At 72.9% G+C, this 25,794-nt stretch carries 19 protein-coding genes; 13 read left to right on the forward strand and 6 right to left on the reverse strand.

Features of this window, described 5'->3' with window-relative positions:
• The first annotated feature begins 113 nt into the window (after positions 1-113).
• From CD790_RS28385 to CD790_RS28400, 4 genes are all read left to right on the forward strand, one after another.
• Positions 114-1,481 carry an MFS transporter gene (locus tag CD790_RS28385; protein WP_144386216.1) on the forward strand — a complete coding sequence of 456 codons (1,368 nt, stop codon included), beginning with the start codon at positions 114-116 and terminating at the stop codon, positions 1,479-1,481.
• The gene (locus CD790_RS28390; protein ID WP_222108313.1) at positions 1,478-3,508 is read left to right on the forward strand and encodes an alpha/beta fold hydrolase; all 2,031 of its coding nucleotides are present in this window, start codon (positions 1,478-1,480) and stop codon (positions 3,506-3,508) included. Before CD790_RS28385 ends, CD790_RS28390 begins: the two co-directional genes overlap by 4 nt.
• A 221-nt stretch (positions 3,509-3,729) precedes the next feature.
• Complete coding sequence (locus tag CD790_RS28395; protein ID WP_144386217.1) at positions 3,730-5,649, forward strand: RiPP maturation radical SAM C-methyltransferase; 1,920 nt, start codon at positions 3,730-3,732, stop codon at positions 5,647-5,649.
• An 87-nt stretch (positions 5,650-5,736) separates the two neighbouring features.
• Positions 5,737-6,435, forward strand: a complete 699-nt coding sequence (locus CD790_RS28400) for a DUF5825 family protein (protein ID WP_144386218.1) — start codon at positions 5,737-5,739, stop codon at positions 6,433-6,435.
• 161 nt (positions 6,436-6,596) lie between these two features.
• Here CD790_RS28400 and CD790_RS28405 read toward each other — a convergent pair whose 3' ends face one another.
• The 5 genes from CD790_RS28405 to CD790_RS28425 form a co-directional block, all read right to left on the reverse strand.
• Positions 6,597-7,481 carry a carbohydrate ABC transporter permease gene (locus tag CD790_RS28405; protein WP_144386219.1) on the reverse strand — a complete coding sequence of 295 codons (885 nt, stop codon included), beginning with the start codon at positions 7,479-7,481 and terminating at the stop codon, positions 6,597-6,599.
• Positions 7,478-8,872, reverse strand: coding sequence for an ABC transporter permease subunit (locus CD790_RS28410; protein ID WP_144386220.1), 1,395 nt, complete (start codon positions 8,870-8,872; stop codon positions 7,478-7,480). Before CD790_RS28410 ends, CD790_RS28405 begins: the two co-directional genes overlap by 4 nt.
• Before the next feature lie 17 nt (positions 8,873-8,889).
• On the reverse strand, positions 8,890-10,224 hold the full coding sequence (locus tag CD790_RS28415; RefSeq protein WP_144386221.1) for an ABC transporter substrate-binding protein: 1,335 nt from the start codon (positions 10,222-10,224) through the stop codon (positions 8,890-8,892).
• Positions 10,225-10,244: 20 nt separating this feature from the next.
• Complete coding sequence (locus tag CD790_RS28420; RefSeq protein WP_144386222.1) at positions 10,245-11,978, reverse strand: glycoside hydrolase family 13 protein; 1,734 nt, start codon at positions 11,976-11,978, stop codon at positions 10,245-10,247.
• Positions 11,979-12,195: 217 nt separating this feature from the next.
• Positions 12,196-13,473, reverse strand: coding sequence for an ABC transporter substrate-binding protein (locus tag CD790_RS28425; protein ID WP_144386223.1), 1,278 nt, complete (start codon positions 13,471-13,473; stop codon positions 12,196-12,198).
• Between the two features lie 168 nt (positions 13,474-13,641).
• Between CD790_RS28425 and CD790_RS28430 the strand changes: the two genes are divergently transcribed.
• Genes CD790_RS28430 through CD790_RS28440 form a run of 3 tightly spaced genes read left to right on the forward strand, consistent with a single transcriptional unit; the run spans position 13,642 to position 17,226 of the window.
• Positions 13,642-14,148 (forward strand): PadR family transcriptional regulator, encoded by a 507-nt coding sequence (locus CD790_RS28430; RefSeq protein ID WP_144386224.1) that lies wholly within the window; start codon positions 13,642-13,644, stop codon positions 14,146-14,148.
• Positions 14,145-14,906, forward strand: coding sequence for an ABC transporter ATP-binding protein (locus CD790_RS28435; RefSeq protein WP_144386225.1), 762 nt, complete (start codon positions 14,145-14,147; stop codon positions 14,904-14,906). The genes CD790_RS28430 and CD790_RS28435 overlap by 4 nt, the downstream gene beginning before the upstream one ends.
• A 7-nt stretch (positions 14,907-14,913) precedes the next feature.
• Positions 14,914-17,226 (forward strand): ABC transporter permease, encoded by a 2,313-nt coding sequence (locus tag CD790_RS28440; RefSeq protein ID WP_144386226.1) that lies wholly within the window; start codon positions 14,914-14,916, stop codon positions 17,224-17,226.
• 89 nt (positions 17,227-17,315) lie between these two features.
• On the opposite strand, the gene CD790_RS28445 is transcribed toward CD790_RS28440, so the two are convergent.
• Positions 17,316-18,545, reverse strand: a complete 1,230-nt coding sequence (locus tag CD790_RS28445) for a cytochrome P450 (RefSeq protein ID WP_144386248.1) — start codon at positions 18,543-18,545, stop codon at positions 17,316-17,318.
• Between the two features lie 237 nt (positions 18,546-18,782).
• Here CD790_RS28445 and CD790_RS28450 point away from each other — a divergent pair, with 237 nt between their 5' ends.
• The 6 genes from CD790_RS28450 to CD790_RS28480 form a co-directional block, all read left to right on the forward strand.
• Positions 18,783-21,572: a dolichyl-phosphate beta-glucosyltransferase gene (locus tag CD790_RS28450; protein WP_260867956.1), complete on the forward strand. Its 2,790-nt coding sequence runs from the start codon at positions 18,783-18,785 to the stop codon at positions 21,570-21,572.
• Positions 21,559-22,134 (forward strand): SigE family RNA polymerase sigma factor, encoded by a 576-nt coding sequence (locus CD790_RS28460; protein ID WP_260867955.1) that lies wholly within the window; start codon positions 21,559-21,561, stop codon positions 22,132-22,134. Before CD790_RS28450 ends, CD790_RS28460 begins: the two co-directional genes overlap by 14 nt.
• On the forward strand, positions 22,135-22,737 hold the full coding sequence (locus CD790_RS34930) for a hypothetical protein (protein WP_186319281.1): 603 nt from the start codon (positions 22,135-22,137) through the stop codon (positions 22,735-22,737). It abuts the gene before it with no gap.
• A 78-nt stretch (positions 22,738-22,815) separates the two neighbouring features.
• A complete protein-coding gene (locus tag CD790_RS28470; protein ID WP_144386227.1) occupies positions 22,816-23,796 on the forward strand; it encodes an SMP-30/gluconolactonase/LRE family protein in 981 nt (326 codons plus the stop codon).
• 514 nt (positions 23,797-24,310) lie between these two features.
• Positions 24,311-24,760, forward strand: a complete 450-nt coding sequence (locus tag CD790_RS28475) for a PTS glucose transporter subunit IIA (protein ID WP_144386228.1) — start codon at positions 24,311-24,313, stop codon at positions 24,758-24,760.
• 62 nt (positions 24,761-24,822) lie between these two features.
• Positions 24,823-25,794 (forward strand): putative PEP-binding protein (locus tag CD790_RS28480; RefSeq protein ID WP_144386229.1); only part of this gene is annotated, 972 nt, incomplete at its 3' end.

A 25,794-nucleotide genomic window follows, 5' to 3' on the forward strand; every position in this document is an offset into this window, starting at 1 on the left:
AGAAGCGACGCACGCAGACGCGGAGCCTTATCCCCGATGTGCCCGCCGCGGAGTACGGCGGCTGGTCCACCACCCACACGTCCTGAGAAGCGGGTGTCGCGCCGGGGCCGGTGATGGCGGCCGCTGCGGGAGGGCAGGGGGAGTCCGGCGACTCCGCGGCCCTCTCCACGGTGGGCGAGGACGGTTCCGCCGCGGCGACGCCGTCGCGGCCCGCCTCCGGCGGGGACGTGCGGCTGTACTGGTGGGCGAACACCACCGACGCCCTGGGCACGCAGATCTCCGGGCTGGTGCTGCCCGTCTTCCTGCTGTCGCTCGGGCAGTCACCGGCCGCGATCGGACTGATCACCGGCGCCTCCCTGGGGGCCGGACTCCTCCTGGCCCCCTACGCCGCGGTGCTGGCGGACCGCGGCGCCCGCAAGCGGGTGATGGTCTGGTCGGCCACCGTGTCCGCCATGGCGATGGGATCGGTCGCCGCGGCGGCAGCGTTGGGGCACGTCGTCTGGGCCCATGTGCTCACCGCGCTCGTGGTGGAGCGCTTCGCGACCTCCTGTCAGGAGGCCGCCGCCAGTGGGACGGTGGCGGCCGTCGCCCCCCGGGCCGACTACCCCCGGGTGGTCTCCCGACTCCAGGCCGGCGAACAGGGTGCCCTGGTGGCCGGCCCGGTCCTCGGCGGCTGGCTCTACCAGTGGTTCCGCTGGCTGCCGTTCCTGGCGGACGCCGTCTCGTATCTCGTCGCCGCGGTGTGCGTACGCCGCATGCGATCCAAGCTGACCCCCGCACCCGCCCCCGTCTCCGGCCCCGACCCGAGCCCCGACCCGAGTCCGGACGGCGGGACGGAGGCGTCGGCGGGGCCACCCCGGACCGCCTGGCGCGCCACCGCGACCGAGGTCGGCGCGGGGCTGCGGCTGGCCCTCGACACCCCGTTCCTCCGGCTGGTGTTGCTGTGGACCACGGCCGTGGGCGGCGCCCTGGGCGGCCTCTACTACAGCGTCGTCTTCCGCGTCGGCGGCGACGGGACACACGCCTCGGCCCTGGGACTGGCGCTCTCCTGCGCGGGCGGCGCCGGGCTGGTCGGGTCGCTGGCCGCTCCCCGGCTGGCGCGCGGACTCTCCCCGGCCGCCGGCCTGGTGACGGTGTCCTGGCTCATGGTGCCGATCGCGGCGGGCCTCGCCCTGACCGACCGACTCTGGGCGTACGGGGTGCTGTTCGGCGCGCTGTCGCTGCTGACCGCGGTCGTCACCGTGGTGCTCCAGGCGCACGCCGTGGCGGTGACACCGCCGCACCTTCAGGCCCGCACCGGCACGGCCCTCGCCACCGCCGCCGGTGCCGCGGCGGCGCTCGCGCCCATCGTGGCCGGGGCGTGCGCCGACGGCTTCGGCCCGGCCGCGACCAGCGCCGGCTGCGCGGTGCTGCTGGCCGCGGTCGCCGCGCGGACCACCCGGGCGGCCCTCGCCGGCTCCCTACCGGGCAGGGCCGCATGAGCGCCCCGGCCTCCACCGCGGAGCCGACCGGCGGCGACGGGCCCCGGTTCGCGATCTACCGGGCCGAGCTCCCCGAGGTCTGTCCCACCGATCCGGCGCTCATGGCCCTTACCGGCGACGCGGGCGGACGGTGCGAGATCTTCGCCTGGAACGGCCGGACCGGCCGCGCCCGCCAGGTCACCGACCGGCCGTACGGCACGCTGCACTGCGCCATCGGAGCCGACGCCGCCATCTGGTGGTTCGACGAGGACCGCGACGGCGTCGGCGGCTGGCGCCGCCAGCCGTTCCTGGGCGGACCGGACCGGCCGGCCCTGCCGGGCGTACCCCCGGGCACCCCGCGCGGCCTGGCCTCGGCCGCCGACGGCACGGTCGCCGTCGGCCTGGGCGACGCCGAGGGCCTGAGCGTGTACCTGGGCGTACCGGGCCGCTCCGCCCGCCGGGTGCTGCGGGTCGCCGGCCCCGCCGTCCTCGCCGGTCTCTCCGCGAACGGCGAGCTGATCGCCGTCACCACCACCGCGGCCGGACCGCGGGCGGTCACGGTGTACCGGACCGACGGCACCCCGCTGGCGCGGCTCTCCGGCCGGCGCGGCCGGATCTGGTCACTCGGCTTCGCCCCGGCCGACGCTCGGCCGTCGGGCGACCCGCCCCCCGATGGCCGTCCCGTCTCCGCGTCCTCGCCCCACCACGCCACCTCCCCGCCGACCCGCCGGGCCACGTCCGAACTGCTGCTCGTCCGTGAGCACGGCGACGGTTACGCCCTCGCCACCTGGAGTCCCGGCGCCGGCCCGGAGACACACGCGTGGTGCGCGTTCGACACCGAGATCACCGCCCGCTGGTACCCGGGCGGCGGACGGGTGCTGGTCCGGCAGGACCGATGGGGCCGCAGCCGCCTGTTCGCCGTCGACCTCCTACGGCGTACCCGGGTGCCGATCCCGGTGCCGGCCGGCACCGTGCTGGACGCCGCACCGCGCGGCGATGACGAGGTCCACTACCTCTGGACCGACTCGGCCACCCCGCCCCGGCTCCGCTCCACGGGCCGGACCCGGCTGCCGACCGTCGGCACCCCGGCCGGCCGGGTGCCGGGCCGGCACACCGAGCTGTGGACCGAGGGCGCCGACGGGCCGATGCACACCCTGCTCGGTCTGCCCGACACCGACGGGACGCGGCCGCCCCTGGTCTTCCTGGTGCACGGCGGGCCCGCCGACCACGACCGGGACGCCTACGACCCGATGGCGCACTCGCTGGTCGCGTCCGGATACGCGGTCGCGCGCGTCAACTACCGGGGGTCCACCGGCTACGGGCCGCGCTGGCGCGACGCCTACCGGGAAGGCGTGGGGCTCACCCAGGTCGCCGACCTCGCCGCGGTCCGCGCCGAGCTGCTCCGCCGCGGGCTGGTCCGACCCGACGCGGTGGGACTGTGGGGCACCTCCTGGGGCGGCTACCTGGTGCTGCTCGCCCTGGGCACCCGCCCGGAGCTCTGGCAGGCCGGGGTGGCGGTCAAGCCGGTGGCCGACTGCGCGCTGGCCCACCGCCTCGGCACCCCCGCCCTGCGCGCCCTGGACGAGGCGCTGTTCGGGGGCACGCCCGAGGAGGTGCCCGAGCGCTACGCCCGCAGCTCGCCCCTCCGGTACGCGGCCCGCGTCCGCGCGCCCCTGCTGGTGGTGGCGGGCACCCGGGACGCCAAGTGCCCACCCGGACAGATCCGGAGCTATCTGTCGGCGCTCACCGCGGCCGGCGTCCCGCACGAGGCGATGTGGCTGGACACCGGCCACGACGGCTACCTCGGCGGCGAGCACATCGCGGTGCTGCGCCGCGCGATGACCTTCCTCGGCCGAGGGCTGCGCGGCCCACGGCGAGAGGAGCACCCGACCACCCGCGGCCGAGGGCGCGGGGGCGACGGGAGCGGCCATGCCACCGGCGTCACCGGTGACCGTGCCACCGGCGAGCCCGGTGGCCGCACCGACGGCCCTCCCGACGAACGCACCACCGACGCCGGCACCGCCGGCCGACCTGTGGAGAGGGGGTAGCAGCCGTGCAGAAGGACATCATCCAGAACGACCCGCTGATGGGTGACGAGGAGAACCGGAAGCCGGGCGTGATGATCAGCGTCACCGTCCCGTTCCGTAACGCGGAGGACAGCGAGGAGGAGTGACTCCTCTCCGGTCGGCCCGGTCCGACCACCGGGCCGACCGGTCTCCACCCCGCGCCGCCCTCCCGCCCTCTCCGTACCTCCCGCCGAGGAGCCGTCATGCGCGTCCTGCTGGTCAACATGCCCTGGTCTCCCATCGATCTGCCGTCCCTGGCGCTCGGCATCCTCAAGCGCAGCGTCGACGAACGCGTGCCCGGCGCGCACGCCGACGTGCTGCACGCCAATCTGGAGTTCACCGACTGGATCACCGCCCGTACCCCCTTCACCAGCGCGGACTACGAGTACTACGCGCTCTCCTCCTACTTCCTGGGCTGCGGGGACTGGGTCTTCTCCTCCGCGCTGTACGACGACCCGGAGTGGCGGGTGGCGGAGTTCACGGCGGCGATGTCGGACAAGCTGCGCCCGTCACGGCTGGAGAAGACACTCCAACTGCATCGGACGGTGCCGCGCTTCGTGCGGGAGGCGGCCGAACGGATCGTCGCCGCCGCCCCGGACGTCGTCGGGTTCACCTCCACCTTCCAGCAGAACACCGCCGCGTTGGCCGCGGCCAAGGAGATCAAGCGGCTGGCCCCGCACATCGTGACGGTCTTCGGCGGTGCCAACTGCGACGCGGAGCAGGGGGCCGCCGCACACCGCAACTTCCCCTTCGTGGACCATGTGATCCGCGGCGAGGGCGAGGCCGCGTTCCCCGCGCTGCTCACCGCGCTCCGCGACGGCGGCGCGCTCGACGCCGTGCCGGGGCTGTGCCACCGCGGCCCCGACGGCGCCAGCGTCGTCAACCCGATGAGCACCAGACCGCTGCCGCCCGCCGCCATCCTGCCGCCCGACTACACCGGCTACTTCGAGCGGCTCGCCGCCTCCACGGCCCGCGCCTGGGTGGAGCCGAAGCTGGTGGTGGAGGGCGCCCGCGGCTGCTGGTGGGGGGAGAAGCACCACTGCACCTTCTGCGGTCTCAACGGCTCGTTCATGCAGTTCCGCAGCAAGAGCCCGGACACCTTCTACGAAGAGATCATGGAGCTCTCCCGGCGACACCGGGTCCTGGACATGTACGTCGTCGACAACATCCTCGACATGGGCTACCTGACCACGGTCCTGCCGCGGATCATCGACAGCGGCCACGACCTGCGGCTGCACATCGAGATCAAGGCGAACATGCGCCGCGCCCAACTGCGCACCCTCGCCGAGGCCGGCCTGATCTACGTCCAGCCCGGCATCGAGAGCCTCAACAGCCGTGTCCTGGGCCTGATGGACAAGGGCGTCAGCGGCTGCCAGAACGTGCGGATGCTGCGCGACGGCGCGGAGACGGGCCTGTCCGTCGCCTGGAACTACCTGCACGGCTTCCCGGGAGAGACGGACGCCGACTACGAGCCGGTCATCGCCCAGATCCCCGCCCTGGAGCATCTGAACCCACCGGTCGACCGGTCCGCGCGGATCGCCATCGAACGCTTCAGCCCGTACTTCGACCGGCCCGAACTCGGCTTCTCCGACCTGCGGCCCGAGAAGCACTACCGCTTCACCTACGACCTGCCGGAGGAGGAGCTGTACGACCTCGCGTACGTCTTCGAGGCGCCGGATCGCGGCATCGGCGAGGGCACCGCGAACGCGCTCAGCGACGCGCTGACGGAGTGGAAGAAGCACAACGTCGACAGCCGGCTCACCCACTCCGACCTCGGCGACCGGGTCGTCCTGGTGAGCCGCCGGCGGAAGTTCGACTGGGGGGTGCGGGAGCTGACCGAGCCGCTGCACCTGGCGGCGTTCCGGCTGCTGGACCAGCCGCACGCGCTCACCCCGCTGACCCGCAAGCTGCGCGACCGGCTGCCCGGACGGGACGTCGAGGAGCCGGAGGTGGCCGCCCTGTTGGAGGAGTGGCTGGCCCTCGGGCTGGTGTTCACCGACGCCGGTCAGTACGTGCACATCGCGCCCGCCGCGGTCAACGAGGACCTGCTGCGGCTCTACTTCATGCGCCATGCGCACGCCGACCCCGCGCCCCGGACACCCGAGCCGGCCGGCCGGGCCTGACCGCCCGACCGCCGTCTTCCCCCGTTCGTGACGGCCGGAAGGCCACCCTGATCGTCACCCCGTCGGAAGCAGGAGGAGCGACCCCGGATGAGCAGCACCACCACCCCGCCGACGGCGGAGGCCGACGCCCCGGACCGTCCCGTGTCGGTACTCGCCTGGCGCGACTACGACATCGACGCCTGCCGCCTGCCGGGCATGGACCTGGGCGAGCTCGCGATCGGCGGTCGGTCCGCCGAGGAGGTCACCCGGCTGTGGGAGCTGGGCGCCCGCAGGGTGCGGCTCCCGAAGACCGTGGATCTGGCGGTCGCCGCGGCCGACCCGGTCGCCGCCGCCCGTGCGGTGCGCGCCCTGTGTCTGGTCCGCGACCTGACGGCCCGGGCGGTGCTGGTCGAGTGGCGGCTGACGCTCGCCGACGCGGACCCGGACGGGTGGCGGGCGCTGAACCATCTGCAACCACCCCAGGACCTGGCCGGTCCGACCGGCGCGACCGAGGCCCTCGCGGAGTGGCGCCACCGCCACTACCTGTGCAAGTGCCTGTGGCGTCAGGGGCCGGGCTTCGTCCAGATCCGCGACCGCCGCTGGGGCGACCTCCGCCGGTTCACGGTCGCGGAACCCGAGTACCAGGAGGCGATCGCCCTCCTGGAGGACGGCGTGCCCGCCCGCCGGGTGGACCCGGAGATCCTCGCCGACCTGCGCTCGGAGCGCCTGGTCGGCGAGGTCGGCGAGCTGGTCTGGTGGCTGCCGTACCGGGTGCGGCGCTGGATCCAGGAGGCCATGACGGTCTGAGCCCCGGCGCGACGCGCGGCACGCGCCGTGGTGGAGCCGGAGCGAGCGCGATGAGCGCACGGCACACCGACGGGTGTGCCGGCACACACCGCCTCGGCGGCGCCTGCCGGCACACCCGTCTGCCGATCTCACTCCCGATGTCTCGTCATCGGATCGGCGTGTCACTTCACCGAGCCGGCCATCACACCCTGGACGAAGTGGCGCTGGAAGGCGAAGAACACGACCAGCGGCACCACCAGCGAGAGGAACGCGCCCGGCGCGAGCACCCCGATGTTGCTGCCGAACTGCCGCATCTCCGACTGGAGGGCCACCGTCAGCGGCTGCGACTCGCTGTCCGCGAAGATCAGCGCGACCAGCATGTCGTTCCACACCCACAGGAACTGGAAGATGGCCAGGCTGGCGATGGCGGGCTTGCCGAGCGGAAGGACCAGTCGCGAGAAGATCCGCCACTCCCCGCCGCCGTCCATCCGGGCCGCCTCCAGCATCTCCTTGGGGATCTCCGCGAAGTAGTTGCGGAGCAGGAAGATGGCGAACGGCAGTCCGTAGGCGACGTGGAAGAGCACCACTCCGGGGATGGAGCCGAAGAGCCCGAGGGCGCCGAACATCTTCGCCACCGGCAGCAGACCGATCTGGATGGGCACCACCAGCATGGCGACCACCAGCAGGAAGATCCAGTCGCGGCCGGGGAACTCCAGCCAGGCGAAGGCGTATCCGGCCAGCGCCGCGATCGCCACCACCGCCACCGTGGTGGGGACCGAGATCAGCACGGTGTTCCAGAAGGCCGCGGTGATGCCCGAGTTCTCCAGGAGCGCCGTGTAGTTGTCGAACGACAGCTGGCTCGGCGCGCTGAGCGCCTTCCACCAGCCGCTGCCGGCGTTCGCCTCCTCGGAGCGCAGCGAGGAGAGGAACAGTCCGGCGACCGGGGTGACCCAGATCAGTCCGATGAGGAGCAGAAACGCCTGCACCAGACTGTTGTTGAGTCGCCGCACCAGCCGGCTCCCGGGCCGGCCGCGCCGCGGGGCGGCGCCCTGGGTGGTGCTCGTCATGACTGGCTCCTGCGGAAACGTCGGATGTTGAGGGCCATGGCGGGGACCACCAGGAGCAGCAGCAGGACGCCGAGGGCGCTGCCGAGGCCCTGGTTGTTGCCGCCGCCGAAGGAGACCAGCCACATCTGCATGGCCAGGACGTTGGCGTCCTGCTGCACCGGCCCCGGGGCGATGATGTAGACGAGGTCGAAGACCTTCATCACGTTGATCACCATGGTCACGAAGACCACACCGAGGACGGGGGCGAGCAGGGGCACGGTGATCTTCCGGAAGATCTGCCACTCGTTGGCGCCGTCCATCCGGGCCGCCTCCAGGACGTCCCGGGGCATGGCCGCGAGCCCTGCCCCGATGAGGACCATGGCGAAGCCGGTCCAGATCCAGGTGTAGGCGCCGATGATGGCGGGGGTGATCAGCGCGGGCCCCAGCCAGGCGATGCCCTCGTACGGCGGCGCGAAGTTCTTCGCGGGCAGGTGCACGGCGTAGGAGCCGGACTCCAGACCGTCGAAGCGGTAGGAACCGTCCGGGCCGGTGGTGGTCGTGGCCACCACCTCGCCCCGGGAGTCGACCGCCTCGACCGCCATCTTCGGCAGCCCGCGCTCGGTCGCGTCCACCGTGCCGGGCTTGCCGCCGCCGCCGAGGGTGAAGTCGAGGTAGACCACGCCCCCCAGCTGGTCGGCGCCGACGCGGGCCGCGGCCGCCTTGGCGGCGGGTACGGCGTCGCCGGGCAGCTCCTTCGGCGGGACGCCCACCAGGCCGAGGTTGACCGTGTGGCCGGGGTTGGTGCGGTCGGCCGTGCGGTACCCGCCGTCCTCGCTCTTGTCCAGAGCCTTGTCGCCGAGGCGGGCCTTGGCGGTCGGATAGCCGGACACGTCCTCGAAGCTGTCGTGGATGCCGACGGCCACGGCGTTGAGCACACCGCGCTCCGGGTCCTGCTCGTAGGCGAGCCGGAAGATGATGCCCGCGGCGAGGAAGGAGATCGCCATCGGCATGAACATCAGCAGCTTGAAGGCGGTCTTCCAGCGCACCTTCTCGGTGAGCACGGCGAGGATCAGGCCCAGGCCGGTCAGCAGCGCGGGGGCGAAGACGACCCAGATGGCGCTGTTGCGGATGGCCCGCAGCGTCGCCGGATCCTGGAAGATCTCGCGGTAGTTGTCGGTGCCGACGAAGGTGTCGCCGGACGCGTCGAACAGGCTGCGGATGACCGAGAAGACGATCGGGTAGAGGACCAGCGCGCCCAGCAGCAGCAGCGCCGGGAGCAGGAAGACCCCGGCGATGAGCCGCCGCCGCCGGACGGCGCGCCGGGCGGGGGTGGTGCGGCGGGAGGCCGGCGGGGGGTCGGGCGGGGTGCGGCCCGCCTTCACGGGCCGCACCTCAGAGGTCGTCACAGACATGGCTAGGGACCTCGGCCTTACTTCCGGTACGCCTTGGCCGCGGCGGCCTCGAGCTTGCGGGCCGTGGCCTCGGGGTCGGACGGGTCGCGCAGGAAGTCCTGCAGCAGCTTCCACTCGCCCGCACCCTGGGTGCCGCCGAAGGCCGCGGGGGCCTGGTCGGACATGTCGAACCGCACGGAGTCACCGGCGTCGACCAGCGACTGGGCGGTGGCCCGGGTGGTCTCGTCCTGGTAGTTGCCCATGTGGACGCTCATGTTGGGGGAGATGAAGCCGCCCGCCTTGGCCCAGATCCCGGCCGCCTCCGCGGAGGCCAGGTACTTCACCAGCTCCATCGCGGCCTTCTGGTGCTTTCCGGCCTTGAGTACCACGGCGGCGTCACCACCGCTGACGACCGGCGGCTTGCCCCCGTCGACCGCCGGGAAGGGGAAGAACTTGGCGTCCTCGCCGACCTTCTTCTTCAGCTGGTCCTTGACCAGGCCGCCGACGAAGTCGCCCTCGTAGACCATGCCCGCCTTGGGGTCCGGTCCGAAGACCTGCTCCACGGACTCGGGGAAGTCGGTGCGCAGCGCCCCCGCTCCGCCCCCGGCGACCAGGTCCTTGTCACCGAAGAGCTCGCCGAGCGTGGTGAGCGCCTTGACGACGGTGGGGTCGGTCCACGGGATCTTGTGGGCGGCGAGCTTGTCGTAGTTCTCGGGGCCCGCCTGGGAGAGGTAGACGTTCTCGAACCAGTCGGTGAGCGGCCAGCCGGCCTCGCCCGCGACGGAGAACGCGGGCACGCCGGAGTCGGACAGGGTCCGGCCCGCCTTCAGCATCGCGTCGTAGCTCTTGGCGGGCTCGACCCCGGCCTGGGCGAACGCCTCCGGGTTGTACCAGACCGTCGACTTGTGCGAAGCCTTGAAGTACAGGCCGTAGTAGGTGTCGTCGACCGTGCCGTACTCCTTCCAGACCGGTGCGAAGTTGACGCCGGCGTCGGTGGCGATCTCCTTGGAGAGCGGGACCAGCCAGTCCTTCTCGGCGAACTGCTGGAGCACGCCGACCTGCGGCACCATCACCACGTCGGGGGCGTTGCCACCCTCGATCTTGCTGCCGATGACGGTGGAGACGTTGTCGCCGGTGGAGACGAAGGTGACCTTCGCGCCGGTCTTCTCGGTGAAGCCCGCCAGGACCTTCTTGAAGTTCTCCTGCTCCACGCCGGTCCAGACGCCGGCGACGGTGACCGACTGTCCGGACAGCGCCTTCTTGCCGCCCCCCGAGGAGTCCCCGCCGCCGCAGGCGGTCGCGGTGAGGGCCAGGCCCAGGACGGCCGCGCCGGAGGTGGCGATGCGTATGCGTCGTGCCGCGGTGTGTCTCATGGTGGTTCCCTTCGGTGGGGCTATCGGGGGTCGGAGGCGGTGATCCACCAGGCGGCGGTGGAGCCGGGGAGGGTGCCTTCCGGACAGTCGCCGCTGGCCAGCAGCGGGGCGCCGGGGACGGGGGCCGGGACCGGGTCGGTGCCGAAGTTGATCGCGCACACCAGCCCGTCGCCGCGGACGAAGGCCAGGACCTGCGGCGGGGAGTCCAACCAGCGCAGGGTGCCCTCGCCGAGCTGCGGGAGGCTGCGGCGCAGGTGCAGCCCCTCGCGGTACAGATGCCAGAAGGAGCGGGTGTCCGCGACGGCGCGCTCGGTCGAGTGCTCGGCGAACCACTCGGGCTGCGGCAGCCACGGCCTGGCGGCCTCGGCGTCCTTGGTGAAACCGAACGGGGAGGCGTGGCCGGACCAGGGCAGCGGCACCCGGCAGCCGTCCCGGACGCCCCGGCGGCTGCCCGTCCGGTGGAAGATCGGATCGGTGAGGACGTCGTCCGGCAGGTCCACCACCTCGGGCAGGCCCAGCTCCTCGCCCTGGTAGACATAGGCGGCACCGGGGAGGGCCAGCATCAGCAGGGCGGCGGCGCGGGCGCGGGCCGGGCCGTGCTCTCCCCCGGACGTCGCCTCGGAGACGGCCCCGGGCCCGCCGCCCGGCTCGGTCGCGTACCGGGTGACGGTCCGCACCTGGTCGTGGTTGTTGAGCACCCAGGTGACGGTGGAGCCGGTCTCCGCGATGTCGGTCAGCGCCTCGGAGATGACCGTGCGGAAGACCTCGATGTCCCAGCGGGCGGTCAGCAGGTGGAAGAAGAACGCCTGGTGGAGCTCGTCGGGCCGGACGTAGGCGGCCTGCTCGCGCGGGGTGCGCACGGACACCTCGCCGACCAGCAGCCGGTCGTGGCCGTCCCGGGCGGTGTACTCCTCGCACAGCGCGCGCCAGTCGCGCCACACCTGGTGGACCTCGGGCTGGTTCCAGGCGAGCGGGTTGACGGAGTCGCGGGTGCGCTCGTCGGCCTCCGGGTCGGGGGAGTCCGGCAGCTCGGGGTGCTTGTACAGCCCCGCGGCCACGTCGATCCGGAAGCCGTCCACGCCGCGGTCCAGCCAGAACCGCAGGACCTTCTCGAACATGTCGCCCACGACCGGGTTGCGCCAGTTCAGGTCGGGCTGTTCCGGGGTGAACATGTGCAGGTACCACTGGCCCGGGGTGCCGTCCGGCTCGGTGACCCGACTCCACGCCGGGCCGCCGAACATGGCCCGCCAGTTGTTCGGGGGCAGTTCGCCGTCGGTCCCGCGGCCGTCGGCGAAGTGGAAGAGCGACCGGGACGTGCCGCCCGACCCCTCCGCCAGCGCGGCCCGGAACCACGGGTGCTCGCTGGAGCAGTGGTTGGGGACGATGTCCAGGAGGACCTTCAGCCCCAGCCGGTGGGCGTCGACCACCAGCCCGTCGAACTCGGCGAGGTCTCCGTAGACCGGGTCCACGTCGCAGTAGTCGGCGACGTCGTAGCCGTGGTCGTGCTGCGGGGACGGGTAGAAGGGGCTGAGCCAGACGCCGTCGACCCCGAGCTTCTTCAGATACGGGAGTCCGGTGCGGACCCCGGCCAGATCGCCGATGCCGTCGCCCGTGCTGTCGAGGAAGCTGCGGACGTACACCTGGTAGATCACCGCATCGCGCCACCAGCGCTGCGCCGTGCTGTGCGGGACACCGGTCGTGGCGACCGGCGAGGGGTCGGCGGAAGAGCCGTTCCCCACCGTGGCTGTGAGCATCTGCCCTGAACCTGTTCTTGCTTGAGCACACCTGCGGGGCATGCAGTTCGCTGTTATGCATGCATGTTAAGTAGGCGTGTCATTTGAGTGTCAACGAAACTGCCGAAAATCACGGCAGGCTGTCCGAATTTGACGGATTTATGGGTGCGCAAAGCGGCTTGAAGGTCGCCAGGGGCTACTTAACAAGTAAGTAGCGAGGGGGGTGGGTGTCGGTCGATCAGCCGCGGCGGACGACGGCCTGGAGCTCCCGCGTCAGGCGGGCGACGGCCTCACGCGGGCCCTGGCGCCCGATCAGCGCCTGATGGACCACGGCCTGGGTGGCCAGGCTCACCTGGTCGTAGCGGGCGCTCTTGGGGCGCGGCTTGGCCGTCAACAGGCTCCGCTTGAGCGTCGGCAGGTACGGGAACGTCCGCATGAGATGTCGATCGTTGTACAAATCCGCCCAAACAGGCGGAAGTGACCCCTTGGTCAGCACCTGGCGCTGAACCTGCTCACTGGTCAGGTAGGCCATCAGCTCGGTGGCCGACCTCTGGTGCCGCGAGTGCGCGTTCACCGCCAGATTGGAGCCGCCCAGCACGCTGGAGCCGGGCCCGTCGGGCCCGGGTAGCGGCACCGCGCCGAACTTCCCCGCCACCGCCGACGAGTCGGCGTTGGCCATCGGGTACGCGTACGGCCAGTTCCGCAGGAACAGCAGCTCGCCGTTCTGGAACGCCCGGCGGGACTCCTCCTCCTTGAAGGTCAGCGCCCGTCGGGGGATCCACCCCTCGCGCACCCCGTCGAGCAGGAAGCCCAGGCCCTCACGGGCGGCGGGGGAGTCGACGGTGACCCGAGCCCCCTCGTCGCCGAGCATCGTGCCGCCCGCCGACTGCACGGCCTCGACGACGTTCGCGGTCAACCCCTCGTAGGGCAGGAACTGTCCCGCGTAGCCGTCCAGGCCGTACCGGGGGGCGACGGTCTTCGCCAGTCGCTCCAACTCGGCCCAGGTCTGCGGCGGCCGCTCGCCCTCCCGATCGAGGACGTCCTTGCGGTAGTAGAGCAGCCCGGCGTTGGTCACATAGGGGACCGCGTACAACCGCCCCTTGAACGTGGCGGTGTCCACCACCGGGGGCAGCAGCCGGTCCAGCGGGAACCGCCGACCGTCCACCGGGGCGATCCAGCCCGCGGCCGCGAACTCCGAGGTCCACGCCACGTCGATGTTGAGCACATCGAAGCGGTCACTGCCCGATCGCAGTTCGGTCACGAGCTGCGCCCGCACCTCGTCGGCGGCGTCCGGCAGTTCGACCAGCGTCACCTTCTCCCGCGGGTGCCGCTTGTTCCAGCCGTCGAGCACACCGCGGAGATAGCCGGTGAGGTCGCCGCCGGTCACCAGGGTGAGCGGTCCGCGGCCGTCGGCGGCGCCCGGCTCGCCTCCGGCCCTCAGGCCCGCGCTCGCATGTCCCGCCAACAACAGGAGGCAGACAAGGAGGGCTGCACCCGCGGCACGCTTCCACCGCATAGGTTCCTCCTTGCACCGGCGCAGACGGGACTGGCCCGGCGTCCTGTCCCTGTATACCTGTTAGGCATGCGGGATACTAGATGGTGCAGGAAGATACGAGGGCGATCTGGTTCACACCCGGACGAGCTCATATAACGGACAAGTATCGCGGCGGGGAAGAGGGAGAGCGTGCGGCTGCCACTCCTGGCACTGTTGGTGAGCGGTCCCGCACATGGCTACGAACTCAAGCAGGCTCTTGAGAAGCTCCTGGGCTCCGCGTACCCTCAGCCGAACGTCGGCCAGATCTATGTCACCCTCTCCAGGCTGGAGAAGTCGGGCCTGATCGCGGGCGAGGACGTCGAGCAGTCGGACCGACCGAACAAGCGCATCTACCGGATCACCGCGGCGGGACGCGAGGCGGTGGACGCGTGGTTCGAGGAGTCGACCGCCGAGCCGCGGGTACGGGACGAGTTCTTCATGAAACTCGCCCTCGCCCCGCACACCGGGGCCGCCAACCCGATCACTCTGATCAACAAACAGCGGCGCCACTACCTCAACACCATGCGCGAGCTGTCGAAGCTCGCGACGACCGAGGACCGGGACAACCGGATCGCTCAACTGCTGATCGAGGGAGCCATGCTGCACCTGCAGGCGGACCTCGACTGGTTGGAGCGCTGTCAGGAGGAGCTGGAATGAGCCGGGACGAGCAGTCCGGCGCCATAGTGCGGGCGACGGGTCTGGTCAAGACCTACCGTCCGGAGGGCGCCGCCCCGGTCCATGCGGTGCGCGGCGTCGACCTGAGCGTCGAGCGCGGCGAGTTCGTCGCCGTCACCGGCCCCTCCGGCGCGGGCAAGTCCACCCTGCTCCACCTGCTCGGCGGCCTCGACCGGCCCGACAGCGGATCCATCCGGCTCGACGGCCGCCAGGTCGACTCCTTCAGCGAGGCGCGCTGGGCCATGCTGCGCCGCAGGCACATCGGCATCGTCTTCCAGTTCTTCAACCTGGTCTCCAACCTCACCGTCGCCGACAACGTCGAGCTGCCCGCGCTGCTGGCCGGGAGCTCCCCGAAGCAGGCCCGGGCGCATCGCGAGGAGCTGCTCGCGGAGCTCGGCCTGGAGGGCAGGGAACACAGCACCCCGGGCGAGCTCTCCGGCGGCGAGCAGCAGCGCGTCGCCCTGGCCCGCGCCCTGGTCAACAGCCCCAGCCTGCTGCTGGCCGACGAGCCGGCCGGCAGCCTCGACAGCAAGGGCACCCGGGAGGTGCTCCGGCTGCTCTCCCGCTTCCACCAGCGCGGCCAGACCATCCTGCTGGTCACGCACGACGCCCGGGTCGCCAGCGCCGCGGACCGGGTGATCAGCTTCTTCGACGGCCGGGTCGCCGACGACGCCGCGCTCGCCGACGACGCCGGCCGCCGCCCGGCCGGTGTGGCCGACGTCCTGCGACTCAAGGGCTGACCGGACCGTGCGGGCATCGGCACGGTGGGTGCAGGCCGACCTCAGGGCACATCGCGGCGCGGCCGTCTTCATCGTGCTGGCCAACGTCGGGATCGCCGTCTCGCTGCTGCTGGCCAGCGCGCTGTTCAGCTATGCGGCGGACCCCTGGCAGCGGGTCTTCACCCAGTCCTCCGGAGCGCACGTGTGGATCCACGCGCGGTCCGACGCCCCCGCCGGCACGCTGGCCGACCTGGACGAGGTGAGCGGCGCCTCCGGCCCGTTCCGTACCCTGCGCACCGTCGCCGGCCCCGAGCGTGGCGGCTCCGGGGTGGCCCTGGAGCTGCGCGCCACGGCCGATCGGCCCGCCACGGCCGGACCGCAGCTCGGCTCCGGCCGCTGGCTGGAGCCGGGCCGCGACGCGGGCCGTGGCGGCGGGGTCGTCCTGGAGGGCTCCGCGGCCCGCGCGCTGTGGGCCGACCCCGGGGACCTGGTCCGGCTGCGCGGCTTCGACCGGCCGCTGCGCGTGGTGGGCGTCGCGAACACCGCCGAGGTGCAGTACCGCGCGGGCGACCGACCGGGGGTGGCCTGGGTGCTGCCCGCCACCCTCGCCGCCGCCGACGCCGCGGAGGAGCAACGCGGCCAGACCATCGGTCTGCGCCTCGCCGACGCCGGCGACACCGACTACGTGGTGCAACGGGCGGTCACCGGACTGGGCGCCGACCGGATCACCGGGGTCTCCACCTGGCGGCAGGCCCGGAGCGAGGCCGGCGGAGACAACCAGCTGCTGGCCCGGCTGCTCGCCCTGTTCGGCCTCGGCGCGCTGCTCGCCGCCGCGCTGGCCGTGGGCGGCGCCATCAGCAGCCGCGTCCGCGGGCACCTGCGGGACATCTCGGTGCTCAAGGCCATCGGGTTCACCCCGGGCCAGGTGGTCCGCATGTTCCTGGCCCAGCACCTCGGCCTCGCGCTCGTGGGGGTGGCCACCGGGGCGGTGCTCATCGAGGCCCTCGGCGCCCGCCTCCCCGGCCGGATCGGGGAGGCGATGGCCGTGTGGCAGCACCACCCCGCGCACACCTGGGCGCCGCTCGCCATCTCCGGCGGCGCGGTGGTCTTCATCGCCACGGCGACCTGTCTCGCCGCCTGGCGGGCGGGCCGGGTCCCACCGGTGCCGATCGCCCGCGCGGCCGTCGCGCGCAGCCGTCGGATGTCCGGCACGGCCCGCCGGGCGCTCGGCCTCCGGGTCCCGCCCGCGCTGGTGCTGGGCTGGCGCGGGGCCTTCCACCGTCCGCTGCGCTCCGTCGCCGCGGTGGGCCGGCTCGCCGTGCCGCTGCTGCTGATCACGGTCGCCCTCGGCACCTGGTCGACCCTGGACCGCTTCACCGCCCACCCCGAGACGGTGGGCCTGCCCGCCGCGCTGACCGCGCGCTCCGACAGTCTCGACGACGCGCGGCTGCGCGACGTCCTCGCCACCCGCGAGGACGTCACCGCCTTCCCGGGGTCCGAGGTCCAGGCGCTGGTCCCCGGCCAGACCGGGACGATCACCCTGCGCGGACTGGGCACGGACCGGCAGCCCTACCCGTTCTCGGTGGTCGAGGGGCGGACCGCCCGGGGACCGAACGAGGCGGTGGCCGGTCAGGGGCTGTTCGACCTGCTGGACGCCCGCGTCGGCGACTGGGTCCGGATGACGGTCGCCGGGAAGCCGCACGTCCTCCACATCGTCGGCCGGACCATCGAGCCGGCCGAGGGCGGCCGGGTGATCTCCACCGGCCTGGACACCCTGCGCGAGGGCGGCGACGCGCTCCGCCCGGACTTCTACCACCTGGTCCTGGACCACGGCACCGACCCGGCGGTTGTGCGCGACGCCCTGGCCGACGCCTCCGACGGGCGGCTGGAGCTACGGGAGATCGCCAACCCCGCCGACCAGCTGCACGGCGTGCGCGGCGTCATCATCGGCCTGATCGCGGTCCTGGTGCTGATCGGGCTGGCCGAGCTGTCGACGACGATCAGCGCCGGGGCCCGGGAGTACGGGCGCGACCTGCTGGCGCTCAAGGCCATCGGGCTGACCCCGCGTCAGATCACCGCGGTGATCGCCGCGGCCACCGTCTTCGTCGCCCTGGCCGCCGCCGTGACCGGCACGGTCCTCGGGGTCTTCGCCGCCGAGTGGCTCATCGACCTCCAGGGCCGTTCCAGCGGCATGGGCGCCGGGATCGCCGAACCGCCCGCCCTCGGCACCCTGCTCCTGGTCGGTGCCGCCGCGCTGGTGGCCGCCGGCGCCGTCTCGGTCCTGCCCGCGGCCCGCACGGCGCGCCGCAAGATCGCCGACTCGGCCAGCGACGTGCTGTAGGTCGCCGCCGGCCGCGGTGTGACCGTGGCCGTCGCACGCCCCGGGCCGGCGGCCGTCGGCTCGCCGTTCCGCCCCGGGCCCGGCGGCCGTCAGGGGACGCGCCCGCCCGGGACGAAGGTGACGGGCAGCCGGAGGGGATTGCGCAGACCGCCGGCCCGCCACCGCAGCTCGCTCGGCGGCACGGCCAGGGCCAGGCCGGGGAGGCGCCGCAGCGCCGTCCCGATGGCGATCTGGCCCTCCAGTCGGGCCAGCGGCGCCCCCAGGCAGTAGTGCACACCGTGCCCGAAGGCGAGGTGGCCGTAGTCCTGCCGCGTCACGTCCAGGTGTTCCGGGTCGGAGAAGCGGTCCGGGTCGCGGTCCGCGATCGCGGAGGCCACCAGCACGGTGGCGCCGCGAGGGATGGTCACGCCCGCGATCTCGACGTCCTCACGGGCGAACCGGGCGATGCCCGGACTGATCGGCCCGTCATAGCGGAGCAACTCCTCGACGGCCCCCGGCAACAGCTCCGGATCGTCGCGCAACAGCGCCAGCTGGCGGGGATCGGCCAGCAGCGCGGCGATGCCGCCGCCGATCAGGCCGACCGTGGTGACGTATCCGGCCACCAGCAACAGCAGCGCCGTGGCGATCAGCTCGTCCTCGGTCAGCCGCTGCTCCTCGTCCCGGGCCGCGATCAACGCGCTGAGCAGGTCGTCTCGGGGGCGGGCGCGCTTGGCCGCCAGGAGCCCGGTCAGATAGCCCCGCATCTGCCGCCACGCCGCGTCCACCGTCGCCGGATCCGGTACCTCCGGCCCGCGCAGCAGCATGTCGTCGGTCCACCGCTGGAAGTCGTGCCGGTCCTCCACGGGCACGCCGAGCAGTCCGCTGATCACGGTCACCGGGAGCGGCAGCGCGAAGTCGGCCACGAGATCGGCCCGGCCGGCCGGCACCACCGCGTCGAGCAACCGGTCGGCGATCTCCTGGACGCGAGGCCGCAGATCGGCGATCCGACGCACGGTGAACGCCTTCGAGACCAGGCGTCGCAGCCGGGTGTGGTCGGGCGGGTCGGAGCGCAACATGTTGCTCATGAGCGACGGAAGCTCGGTCGTGGGCAGCCGCTCCATGAGGCGCGGGTCCGCGGCGTCGCGGACGTCGCTGCTCAGCCTCGGGTCGGAGAGGGCCGCGATGCCGTCCGCGTAGCGCGTGACCAGCCAGGCGTCCAGCCCGCCCGCGATGACGGCGCGCCGAACGGGGCCCTCCTCACGCAGCTGTCGGTAGAACGGGAACGGATCCGCCACGAAGGCCGGGTCGGCGTACGGCAGCAGGACCGGCTGCTGACTCATCATGCCTCCCACAGCACGGGCCGCGACGACGGTCGGTGCCGCCACCCGTACTTACTGACATATCTCTCAGTATGGGGAAATCTCCCCTCCCGTCGAACGGAGGAGACCGCCCCGCCGACCGCCGAGCCGGCGGGTGCGGCCACCGGTCCGCCGGGCCCGCCGACGCCGGTCACTCGGGTGTGACGTAGAACACGCAACGCTTCGTCGGTCCGAGGTGGTCACCGATGCGTGTTGCACATGTCTTCCGCCCCCGCCGGCCACGGTCCGCCGACGTCCGGCACCGTCGACCTGACGGTCGTGGTGCCCGCGTACAACGAGGAGCACCGGCTGCCCCGGACCCTCGACGCGATCTGCCGCTATCTGCGCGCCTCGCCCGGTCGCCACGCCGACTGGGAGGTCGTCGTCGTCGACGACGGATCCACGGACGCCACCGCGGCCGCCGTCCGCGAGGCGGCCGCGTCCGAGCCGCGCATCCGACTGCTGGGGCCCCCGTCGACCGCCGCGCCGCCGGCCTCCTTCGCGGGCAACCACGGCAAGGGGCACGCGGTGCGCATGGGAGTGCTCGCCTCCCGTGGCCGCCGGGTCCTGGTGACCGACGCCGACCTGGCCACCCCCATTGAGGAGTTGGCGTCGCTGCACGACCGGCTCGACGCCGGCTGGGCCGCCGCCATCGGCTCCCGGGCCCATCCGGGCGCCGACATCGAGGTGCGCCAGCACCCGCTGCGACAGCTCCTGGGCCGGGCCGGCAACCGGGTCATCCGGGCCGTCGCCGTCCCCGGGATACGGGACACGCAGTGCGGCTTCAAGCTCTTCGACGGCGACCGTGCGCGCGCGGCCCTGGGGCGTTCCCGGGTCGACGGCTGGAGCATCGACGTGGAGATCCTGCGGATGTTCCACGAGGCCGGGTGGCCGGTGGCCGAAGTGCCGGTGCGCTGGGCGCACCAGACGGGGTCCAAGGTGCGGCCGTTGGACTACGGCCGCGTGCTGGTCGAGGTCCTGCGGCTGCGGGCCGGGGGCGCCCTGCGGCGGGTGCGGCCCGCCGACCGGGCCGTGCTGCTCGGCTACCTGCTGCTCTCCGTATGGCTCTACAAGGGGCTGTGGGCGGACCTCGACCGCGGCTACCTCGCCGACAGCGGGCACGACCAGAACCAGTGGGAGTGGTTCTTCGCGGTGACCGCGAAGAACGTCTTCGAGCTGAACGACCCGTTCTTCACCACGCTGCAGAACATGCCGCTCGGCGTGAACCTGATGGCGAACACCACCATGTTGGGGCTGTCGGTTCCGCTGGCTCCCGTCACCGCGCTCCTCGGCCCGGGCGTCACCTGGGCGCTGGTGCTCACCGGCGGCCTGGCCGGTACCGCGGCCGCCTGGTACTGGCTGTTGGTCAAGTGGTTCGTTCGGTCACGTCGCGCCGCCGCGCTCGGCGGGGCGCTCTGCGCCTTCGCGCCCCCGATGATCTCGCACGCCAACGCACACCCGAACTTCGCGGTGCTGTTCGTGATGCCGCTGATCGTCGACCGGCTGCTCCGGCTGTGCGGCCCGCGCCCCGGCGCGGCGGGCCGGGAGCTGGCGGGGCGCCGTGGCACCCTTCGGGACGGCGTGATCCTCGGGCTGCTCCTGACGTACCAGGTCTTCCTCGGCGAGGAGGCGCTGCTGCTGGCCGCCATGGGCCTGTCGCTCTTCGCGGTGGGCTACGCGGCCGCGCGCCCGGCCGTCGCGCTCGCGGTCCTGCGACCGCTGGCGCGCGGGCTCGCCCTCGCCATGGGCGTCGCCCTCCTGCTGCTCTGCTACCCCCTCGGCTGGCAGTTCTTCGGCGAACAGAGCTACACCAGCGTGTTGCACGGTCCGAACGGCAACCCGCCGCGCGCGCTGGTGGAGTTCGCGGGCCGCTCCCTGGCGGGCGACGAGGCGACCGCCGACGCCCTCGCCCTCAACCGCACCGAGCAGAACGCCTTCTTCGGCTGGCCGCTGGTGGTCTTCGTCCTCGTGGTGGTGGTCCGGCTGTGGCGGGACCCGCGGGTGCGGGGCCTGGCCGTGGTCGCCGTCGGGGCGTCGGTGCTGTCGCTGGGGCGCACCATCCCCATGCCGGGAACCGAGGGTGAACTGCCGGGCCCGTGGCGACTGTTGGCCGACCTGCCGCTGTTCGAGTCGGTGATCGAATCGCGGATGGCGATGGTGGCCGTGCCCGCGGCGGGCATCCTCCTGGCCCTCGCCTGCGACCGCCTCACCGGGCCGGACCGTCGACCCGCGCCGGTGGGATCCGCCGTACCGGTGCCGGTGGGATCCGCCGCACCGGAGCCCGCCGCCGCGGGACGTGCCACCGCCGACCCGGAACACACCGGCGACGCGAAACGTCCCACCGGCGAAGCGGAGTACACCGGCGAAGCGGAACATGCCACCGCCGACCTGGAACACACCGGCGACGGCGAACGTCCCACCGGCACCGGGCGCACGATCGCCGGTGTGCGGGTGTGGCGGGCCGTGGGATGGGTGGCGGTCGTCGCCGCGCTCCTTCCGATCGCGCCCACGCCGATGACGACCGTCGACCGACGCGCCGTCCCCTCCTTCGTCGCCGACGGCACCTGGCGCGACTTCCTGCCGAAGGGCTACAGCCTCGTCCCGGTCCCGCTGCCCGGCCCCGGTCGCGCCGAGGCCCTGCACTGGCAGGCCGAGGCCGACCTCGGCTTCCCGATCCCCGGCGGCTACTTCAACGGTCCGTACGGCCCCGACCGCATCGGCATCTACGGTCCGGTGAACCGGCCCACCGCCGACCTCCTGGAAGAGGCCCTCCGCACCGGACAGGTCCCGGAGATCGGCCCCGCTCAGCGGCACGCCCTGTGGGAGGACCTCCGCTTCTGGCGGGCCGGAGTGGTGGTGCTCGCTCCGCAACCCGGTGACCAGGTGTTGCGTGTCACCGTAGAGCGGCTGTTGGGGGCGCCGGGGCGGTGGATCGGAGGCATGTGGATATGGCAGGTGCCCGGGGTGCACACGGATGTGGACGAGAACGGCGGGCATGGGGGAACGTGAGGGCGGGAACATGATCGGCACCGGATCGGCGGACCGGACCGAGGACGAACGGGCGTACACGGAGTACGTCTCCGCGCGGCTGCCCGCGCTCCGTCGCATCGCACATCTCCTCTGCAAGGACCCCCATCGTGCCGACGACATCGTGCAGACCACGCTCACCCGGCTGTACGTCCACTGGCGGCGCGCCCGCGCGGCCGACGACCTGGACCGCTATGTGCACACCATGCTCGTCCGGTGCTTCCTCAACGAGCAGCGGCTCGGCTGGGCGCGGGTGCGGCTGTCGGGGGCCCCGTCCGAGACACCGGGCCTGCCACCGGCGGCCGGCGGGCCCGACATCGAAACGCGCGCCGTCGTGCACACGGCGCTGTCCCGCATCCCGGCGCGACAGCGCGCCGTGCTCGTGCTGCGCTTCCTGTGCGATCTCCCGGTGGCAGAGGTGGCCGGGATCCTCGGTTGTTCGGAGGGAAACGTGAAGAGCCAGTCCGCCCGCGGTCTCACACGGCTGCGCGCGCAGCTCGGCGACCAGCTGCCGGCATCCGCGTCGGCGCTGGGGGAGGGGTAAGTGGACGTGCACGACGAGGAACTGGAACAGGAAGCGCTCCGGCTGCTCTCCCCGCTGCGCGGCCTGGAGCCGGGCGCCGGGACGCCGGGGGTGGATGTGGCGGACGCCGTGCGGCGGGGGCGGCGGCAGGCCCGGGTGCGCCGGGCGGCGGTGCCGGCGGCCGCGGCGGCGGTCCTCGCGATGGTCGGAGGGGCCGTGGCCCTGGTCGTCCAGGTGATGCCCGGCGACCGGGACACGCCGCCCGCCGGACCGCCCACGCCCGCGCCGCCGCCCGCCGTGACCCAGACCCCGGGTCCGAGCTCCACGGAGGACGAGGGACCCACCGACACGCCGAACCCGTCGTCGACCACCCCGGGCATCGATCCGACCACCTGGACTCCTTCCGGAGCCCCGTCCGGGACGTGGACACCCTCGGGGACGTGGACCCCCTCCACCGCGGCGCGACCCTCGTGGACGGTGGAACCCTCCGACACGGTGGAGCCCTCCGACACGGTCGAACCCTCGGACAGGGGTGAACCCTCCGGCACGGTGAAACCGCCCACGACGGGTCCCTCCGAGACGGCGACGCCCTTCGCCGAGGCCACGGCCACCGACGCTGCGTAGAAGTCGCCCTTTCCCCAACCGCCCGTCGCGTGCGCATACTTGGCGCGCGACAGGAGTGAGAGACGGGGAGGCAGTGACATGACGAGGCGCAGACGTGCGGCGGCCACGGCGGTGGGGCTGTTATCGGTGCTGCTGGCAGGCGGCGCGCACGCGCCGGTGGCGGCGTCAGAGGCGCGGAGCTCGAATCCCTCCGCGACCACGGAGCCGCGACCGTGCGCGGAGCGTGCGAGCGTCGAGGTGTTCCGGAAGGGGGGCGTGCCGCTCCTGGACTGGCGCGAGAACCTGGAGTTCGACGGGCGCGGCACGCTCTGGGTCTCGCACATCACCCGACACCGGGTCGAGGGGTACGCACCCGACGGGACCCTGAGGGCGTCGTTCCCGGTGAACGGCCCCGGAGGGCTGCGGCGCGGACCGGACGGCATGATGTACGTCAACTACGGTGTGAACCCGCTGACCTCGGGCCTCGGCGCCGGCATCATGCGCTTCGACCCGACGTCCGCCCGGCCCGAGCCGGTGAGGGTCGTCACGGGGCTGTCCGGCATCAACGGCCTGGCGATCGACGTCGACGGAAACTTCTATCTGAGCCGCGAGTTGAGCACCGGCGTGCTGAAGATCCGCCCTGATGGCACGAAGGACGAGCGGTGGACGCGGGCGGCGAACGTCTTCGGGGCCAACGGGCTGGAGATCGTCGGCGACGACCTGTACGCGAGCGTCATCACCAGCACCGCCTCACCGGTCGTCCGCATCCCGTTGAACGACCCGGCGGCGCACACCACGGTCACCGAGCTCAGCCCCAACCCCCTGGACGCGAAGCTCCTCGACGACCTCGCCCATGTCGACGGCGACCTGGTCGTCGCGTCGTTCCGCGACGGCGAACTCATCCGGGTGGACCCGGCCACCGGTCGTTCCTGTGTCCTGGTCTCCGGCCTGCGTATGCCCAGCAGCGTGCGCGTGCCGCTGGGCTTCGGCGACCACGAGCCACGGCGCGAGCTGTTCGTCGCCGAGGCGTCCGGCCGCATCGTCAAGGTGACGATCCACTCCGGGGGCGCGGCGCGGTGACGCCGATGGCATCCGCCGCGGTGTCCGGGAACGCCGCGATGAGGCCACCAATGGTCTAAACCACCTGCGGTGTGCCGACAGTAGCACGGTCGACTTATGAAAGAAATCTTCAGAATGAGCTCGTCTGCGCGGCCCGCCCCGGCGCGCCGCGCAGACGAGAGAAGTCGCAGGTCAGAGCGGTTTCCACGGTGGGATGGCCGGTTGGTGCGCGCGGCGGGCGCCGGGGGTCGGTGGGGGTACCCGACCGATTGGAGTAGACCTCTTGCCGGTCGATCGGCTACAAACGTCCTCACCGGTCGACGGCAGCGACGGCCGGTGACCCAGGGGTGATCCGACGGCCGGCGCACGCGGCCCGTCGGAGAGCTCCGATGGTCGAGAAGTCGATCCGCTGCCACTCCGGCATGCCCCGGTGACAACGCCCACGGCGGATTCCGGACGCGCTGCGCGCGCTGGCGAAGGTCATCGAGACACGCTGCCTTCGCTCTGACCTGCCTCACACAGGAAGGCCCCCCACATGACAACCGTGACGTCGCCGCTCACCGGACGCGCCGTCGGCCTTGCCGCGGTGCCCGACCCCGTGTTCTCGGGGGCCATGGTCGGCCCGGGCACCGCCGTCGACCCGCTGCGCGAGCCCTCGGAGGCCGTCGCACCCCTGGACGGCGTCATCGTCTCCGTCCACCCGCACGCCTTCGTGGTCCTCGACTCCGCGGGGCACGGCGTGCTCACCCACCTGGGCATCGACACCGTCCAGCTCAAGGGCGAGGGGTTCGAGGTCCTGGTGGAGAAGGGCGACACCGTCGAGCGCGGCCAGCCCGTGATCCGCTGGAACCCGGCCGCGGTCGAGGCGGCGGGCAAGTCCCCGATCAGCCCGGTCATCGCCCTGGAGGCGACCGCGGAGGCCCTGCGCGACATGGCCGAGGACGGCGACGTACACGCCGGCGACAAGCTGTTCGCATGGGGATGACCGCGGCGGCGGTCGACACATCGCGGCGGCCGGTGCCGTCGCTTCTCACGGAGACAGGTGACATGGAGACAACGCTGCGGGGCGTCGGCGTGAGCCACGGTGTGGCGATCGGTCAGGTACGGCACATGGGAACGGCCGTCCTGGAGCCGCCGGTCAAGGAGATTCCGGCGGATGAGGCGCCGCGCGAGCAGGGGCGGGCGCGTAAGGCCGTCGAAGCGGTCGCGGCCGACCTCATCGCCCGTGGCAACCTCGCCGGGGGCGAGGCCCAGGCGGTCCTGGAGGCCCAGGCGCTGATCGCGCAGGACCCCGAGCTGATGGCCGACGTGGACCGTCGGATCGCGGCCGGCGGCACCGCCGAGCGGAGCGTCTACGACGCGTTCTCGCGATACCGGGAACTCCTCGCGGGAGCCGGCGAGTACATGGCGCAGCGCGTGGCCGACCTGGACGATGTGCGGAACCGAATCGTGGCGCGGCTGCTGGGTGTGCCGATGCCGGGTGTGCCGGACAGCGACGAGCCGTATGTGCTGATCGCGCGGGATCTGGCGCCCGCGCGGGCCGGGGAGTTGACCGAGGGCACCGTGGTCGCGGTCGACGGCGGCACCGGTGAGATCTTCGTCGACCCGAGCCGGGAGCGGCAGGAGCAGCTCGCCCGTGCCGAGGCCGAGCGTAAGGCGGCGTTGGCGGCCTCCAGTGGTCCCGGTGCCACGTCCGACGGGCACAAGGTGCCGTTGCTGGCCAACATCGGCGGCCCGGGGGACGTGCCGGCCGCCGTGGAGGCCGGGGCGGAGGGCGTGGGCCTGTTCCGCACCGAGTTCCTCTTCCTCGACGACAGCCGCAACGCCCCCTCCGAGGCCAAGCAGATCCACGCCTACCGCAGCGTCCTGGAAGCCTTCCCCGAGGGCCGCGTGGTGGTACGCGTCCTGGACGCCGGCGCCGACAAACCACTGGACTTCCTCACCCCCGCCGACGAACCCAACCCCGCCCTCGGCGTCCGCGGCCTGCGCACCCTCCTGGACCACCCCGACATCCTGGCC

It is taken from the genome of Streptomyces sp. SAJ15, assembly GCF_007595705.1.
Taxonomy (GTDB): domain Bacteria; phylum Actinomycetota; class Actinomycetes; order Streptomycetales; family Streptomycetaceae; genus Streptomyces.

What these genes read in the sequence shown, in the direction of transcription:
- CD790_RS28385 (WP_144386216.1), top strand. Translation starts at nt 114, where the DNA reads ATGGCGGCCGCTGCGGGAGGGCAGGGGGAGTCCGGCGACTCCGCGGCC.
- CD790_RS28390 (WP_222108313.1), top strand. Translation starts at nt 1,478, where the DNA reads ATGAGCGCCCCGGCCTCCACCGCGGAGCCGACCGGCGGCGACGGGCCC.
- CD790_RS28395 (WP_144386217.1), top strand. Translation starts at nt 3,730, where the DNA reads ATGCGCGTCCTGCTGGTCAACATGCCCTGGTCTCCCATCGATCTGCCG.
- CD790_RS28400 (WP_144386218.1), top strand. Translation starts at nt 5,737, where the DNA reads ATGAGCAGCACCACCACCCCGCCGACGGCGGAGGCCGACGCCCCGGAC.
- CD790_RS28405 (WP_144386219.1), bottom strand. Translation starts at nt 7,481, where the DNA reads ATGACGAGCACCACCCAGGGCGCCGCCCCGCGGCGCGGCCGGCCCGGG.
- CD790_RS28410 (WP_144386220.1), bottom strand. Translation starts at nt 8,872, where the DNA reads ATGTCTGTGACGACCTCTGAGGTGCGGCCCGTGAAGGCGGGCCGCACC.
- CD790_RS28415 (WP_144386221.1), bottom strand. Translation starts at nt 10,224, where the DNA reads ATGAGACACACCGCGGCACGACGCATACGCATCGCCACCTCCGGCGCG.
- CD790_RS28420 (WP_144386222.1), bottom strand. Translation starts at nt 11,978, where the DNA reads ATGCTCACAGCCACGGTGGGGAACGGCTCTTCCGCCGACCCCTCGCCG.
- CD790_RS28425 (WP_144386223.1), bottom strand. Translation starts at nt 13,473, where the DNA reads ATGCGGTGGAAGCGTGCCGCGGGTGCAGCCCTCCTTGTCTGCCTCCTG.
- CD790_RS28435 (WP_144386225.1), top strand. Translation starts at nt 14,145, where the DNA reads ATGAGCCGGGACGAGCAGTCCGGCGCCATAGTGCGGGCGACGGGTCTG.
- CD790_RS28445 (WP_144386248.1), bottom strand. Translation starts at nt 18,545, where the DNA reads ATGAGTCAGCAGCCGGTCCTGCTGCCGTACGCCGACCCGGCCTTCGTG.
- CD790_RS28450 (WP_260867956.1), top strand. Translation starts at nt 18,783, where the DNA reads ATGTCTTCCGCCCCCGCCGGCCACGGTCCGCCGACGTCCGGCACCGTC.
- CD790_RS28460 (WP_260867955.1), top strand. Translation starts at nt 21,559, where the DNA reads ATGGGGGAACGTGAGGGCGGGAACATGATCGGCACCGGATCGGCGGAC.
- CD790_RS28470 (WP_144386227.1), top strand. Translation starts at nt 22,816, where the DNA reads ATGACGAGGCGCAGACGTGCGGCGGCCACGGCGGTGGGGCTGTTATCG.
- CD790_RS28475 (WP_144386228.1), top strand. Translation starts at nt 24,311, where the DNA reads ATGACAACCGTGACGTCGCCGCTCACCGGACGCGCCGTCGGCCTTGCC.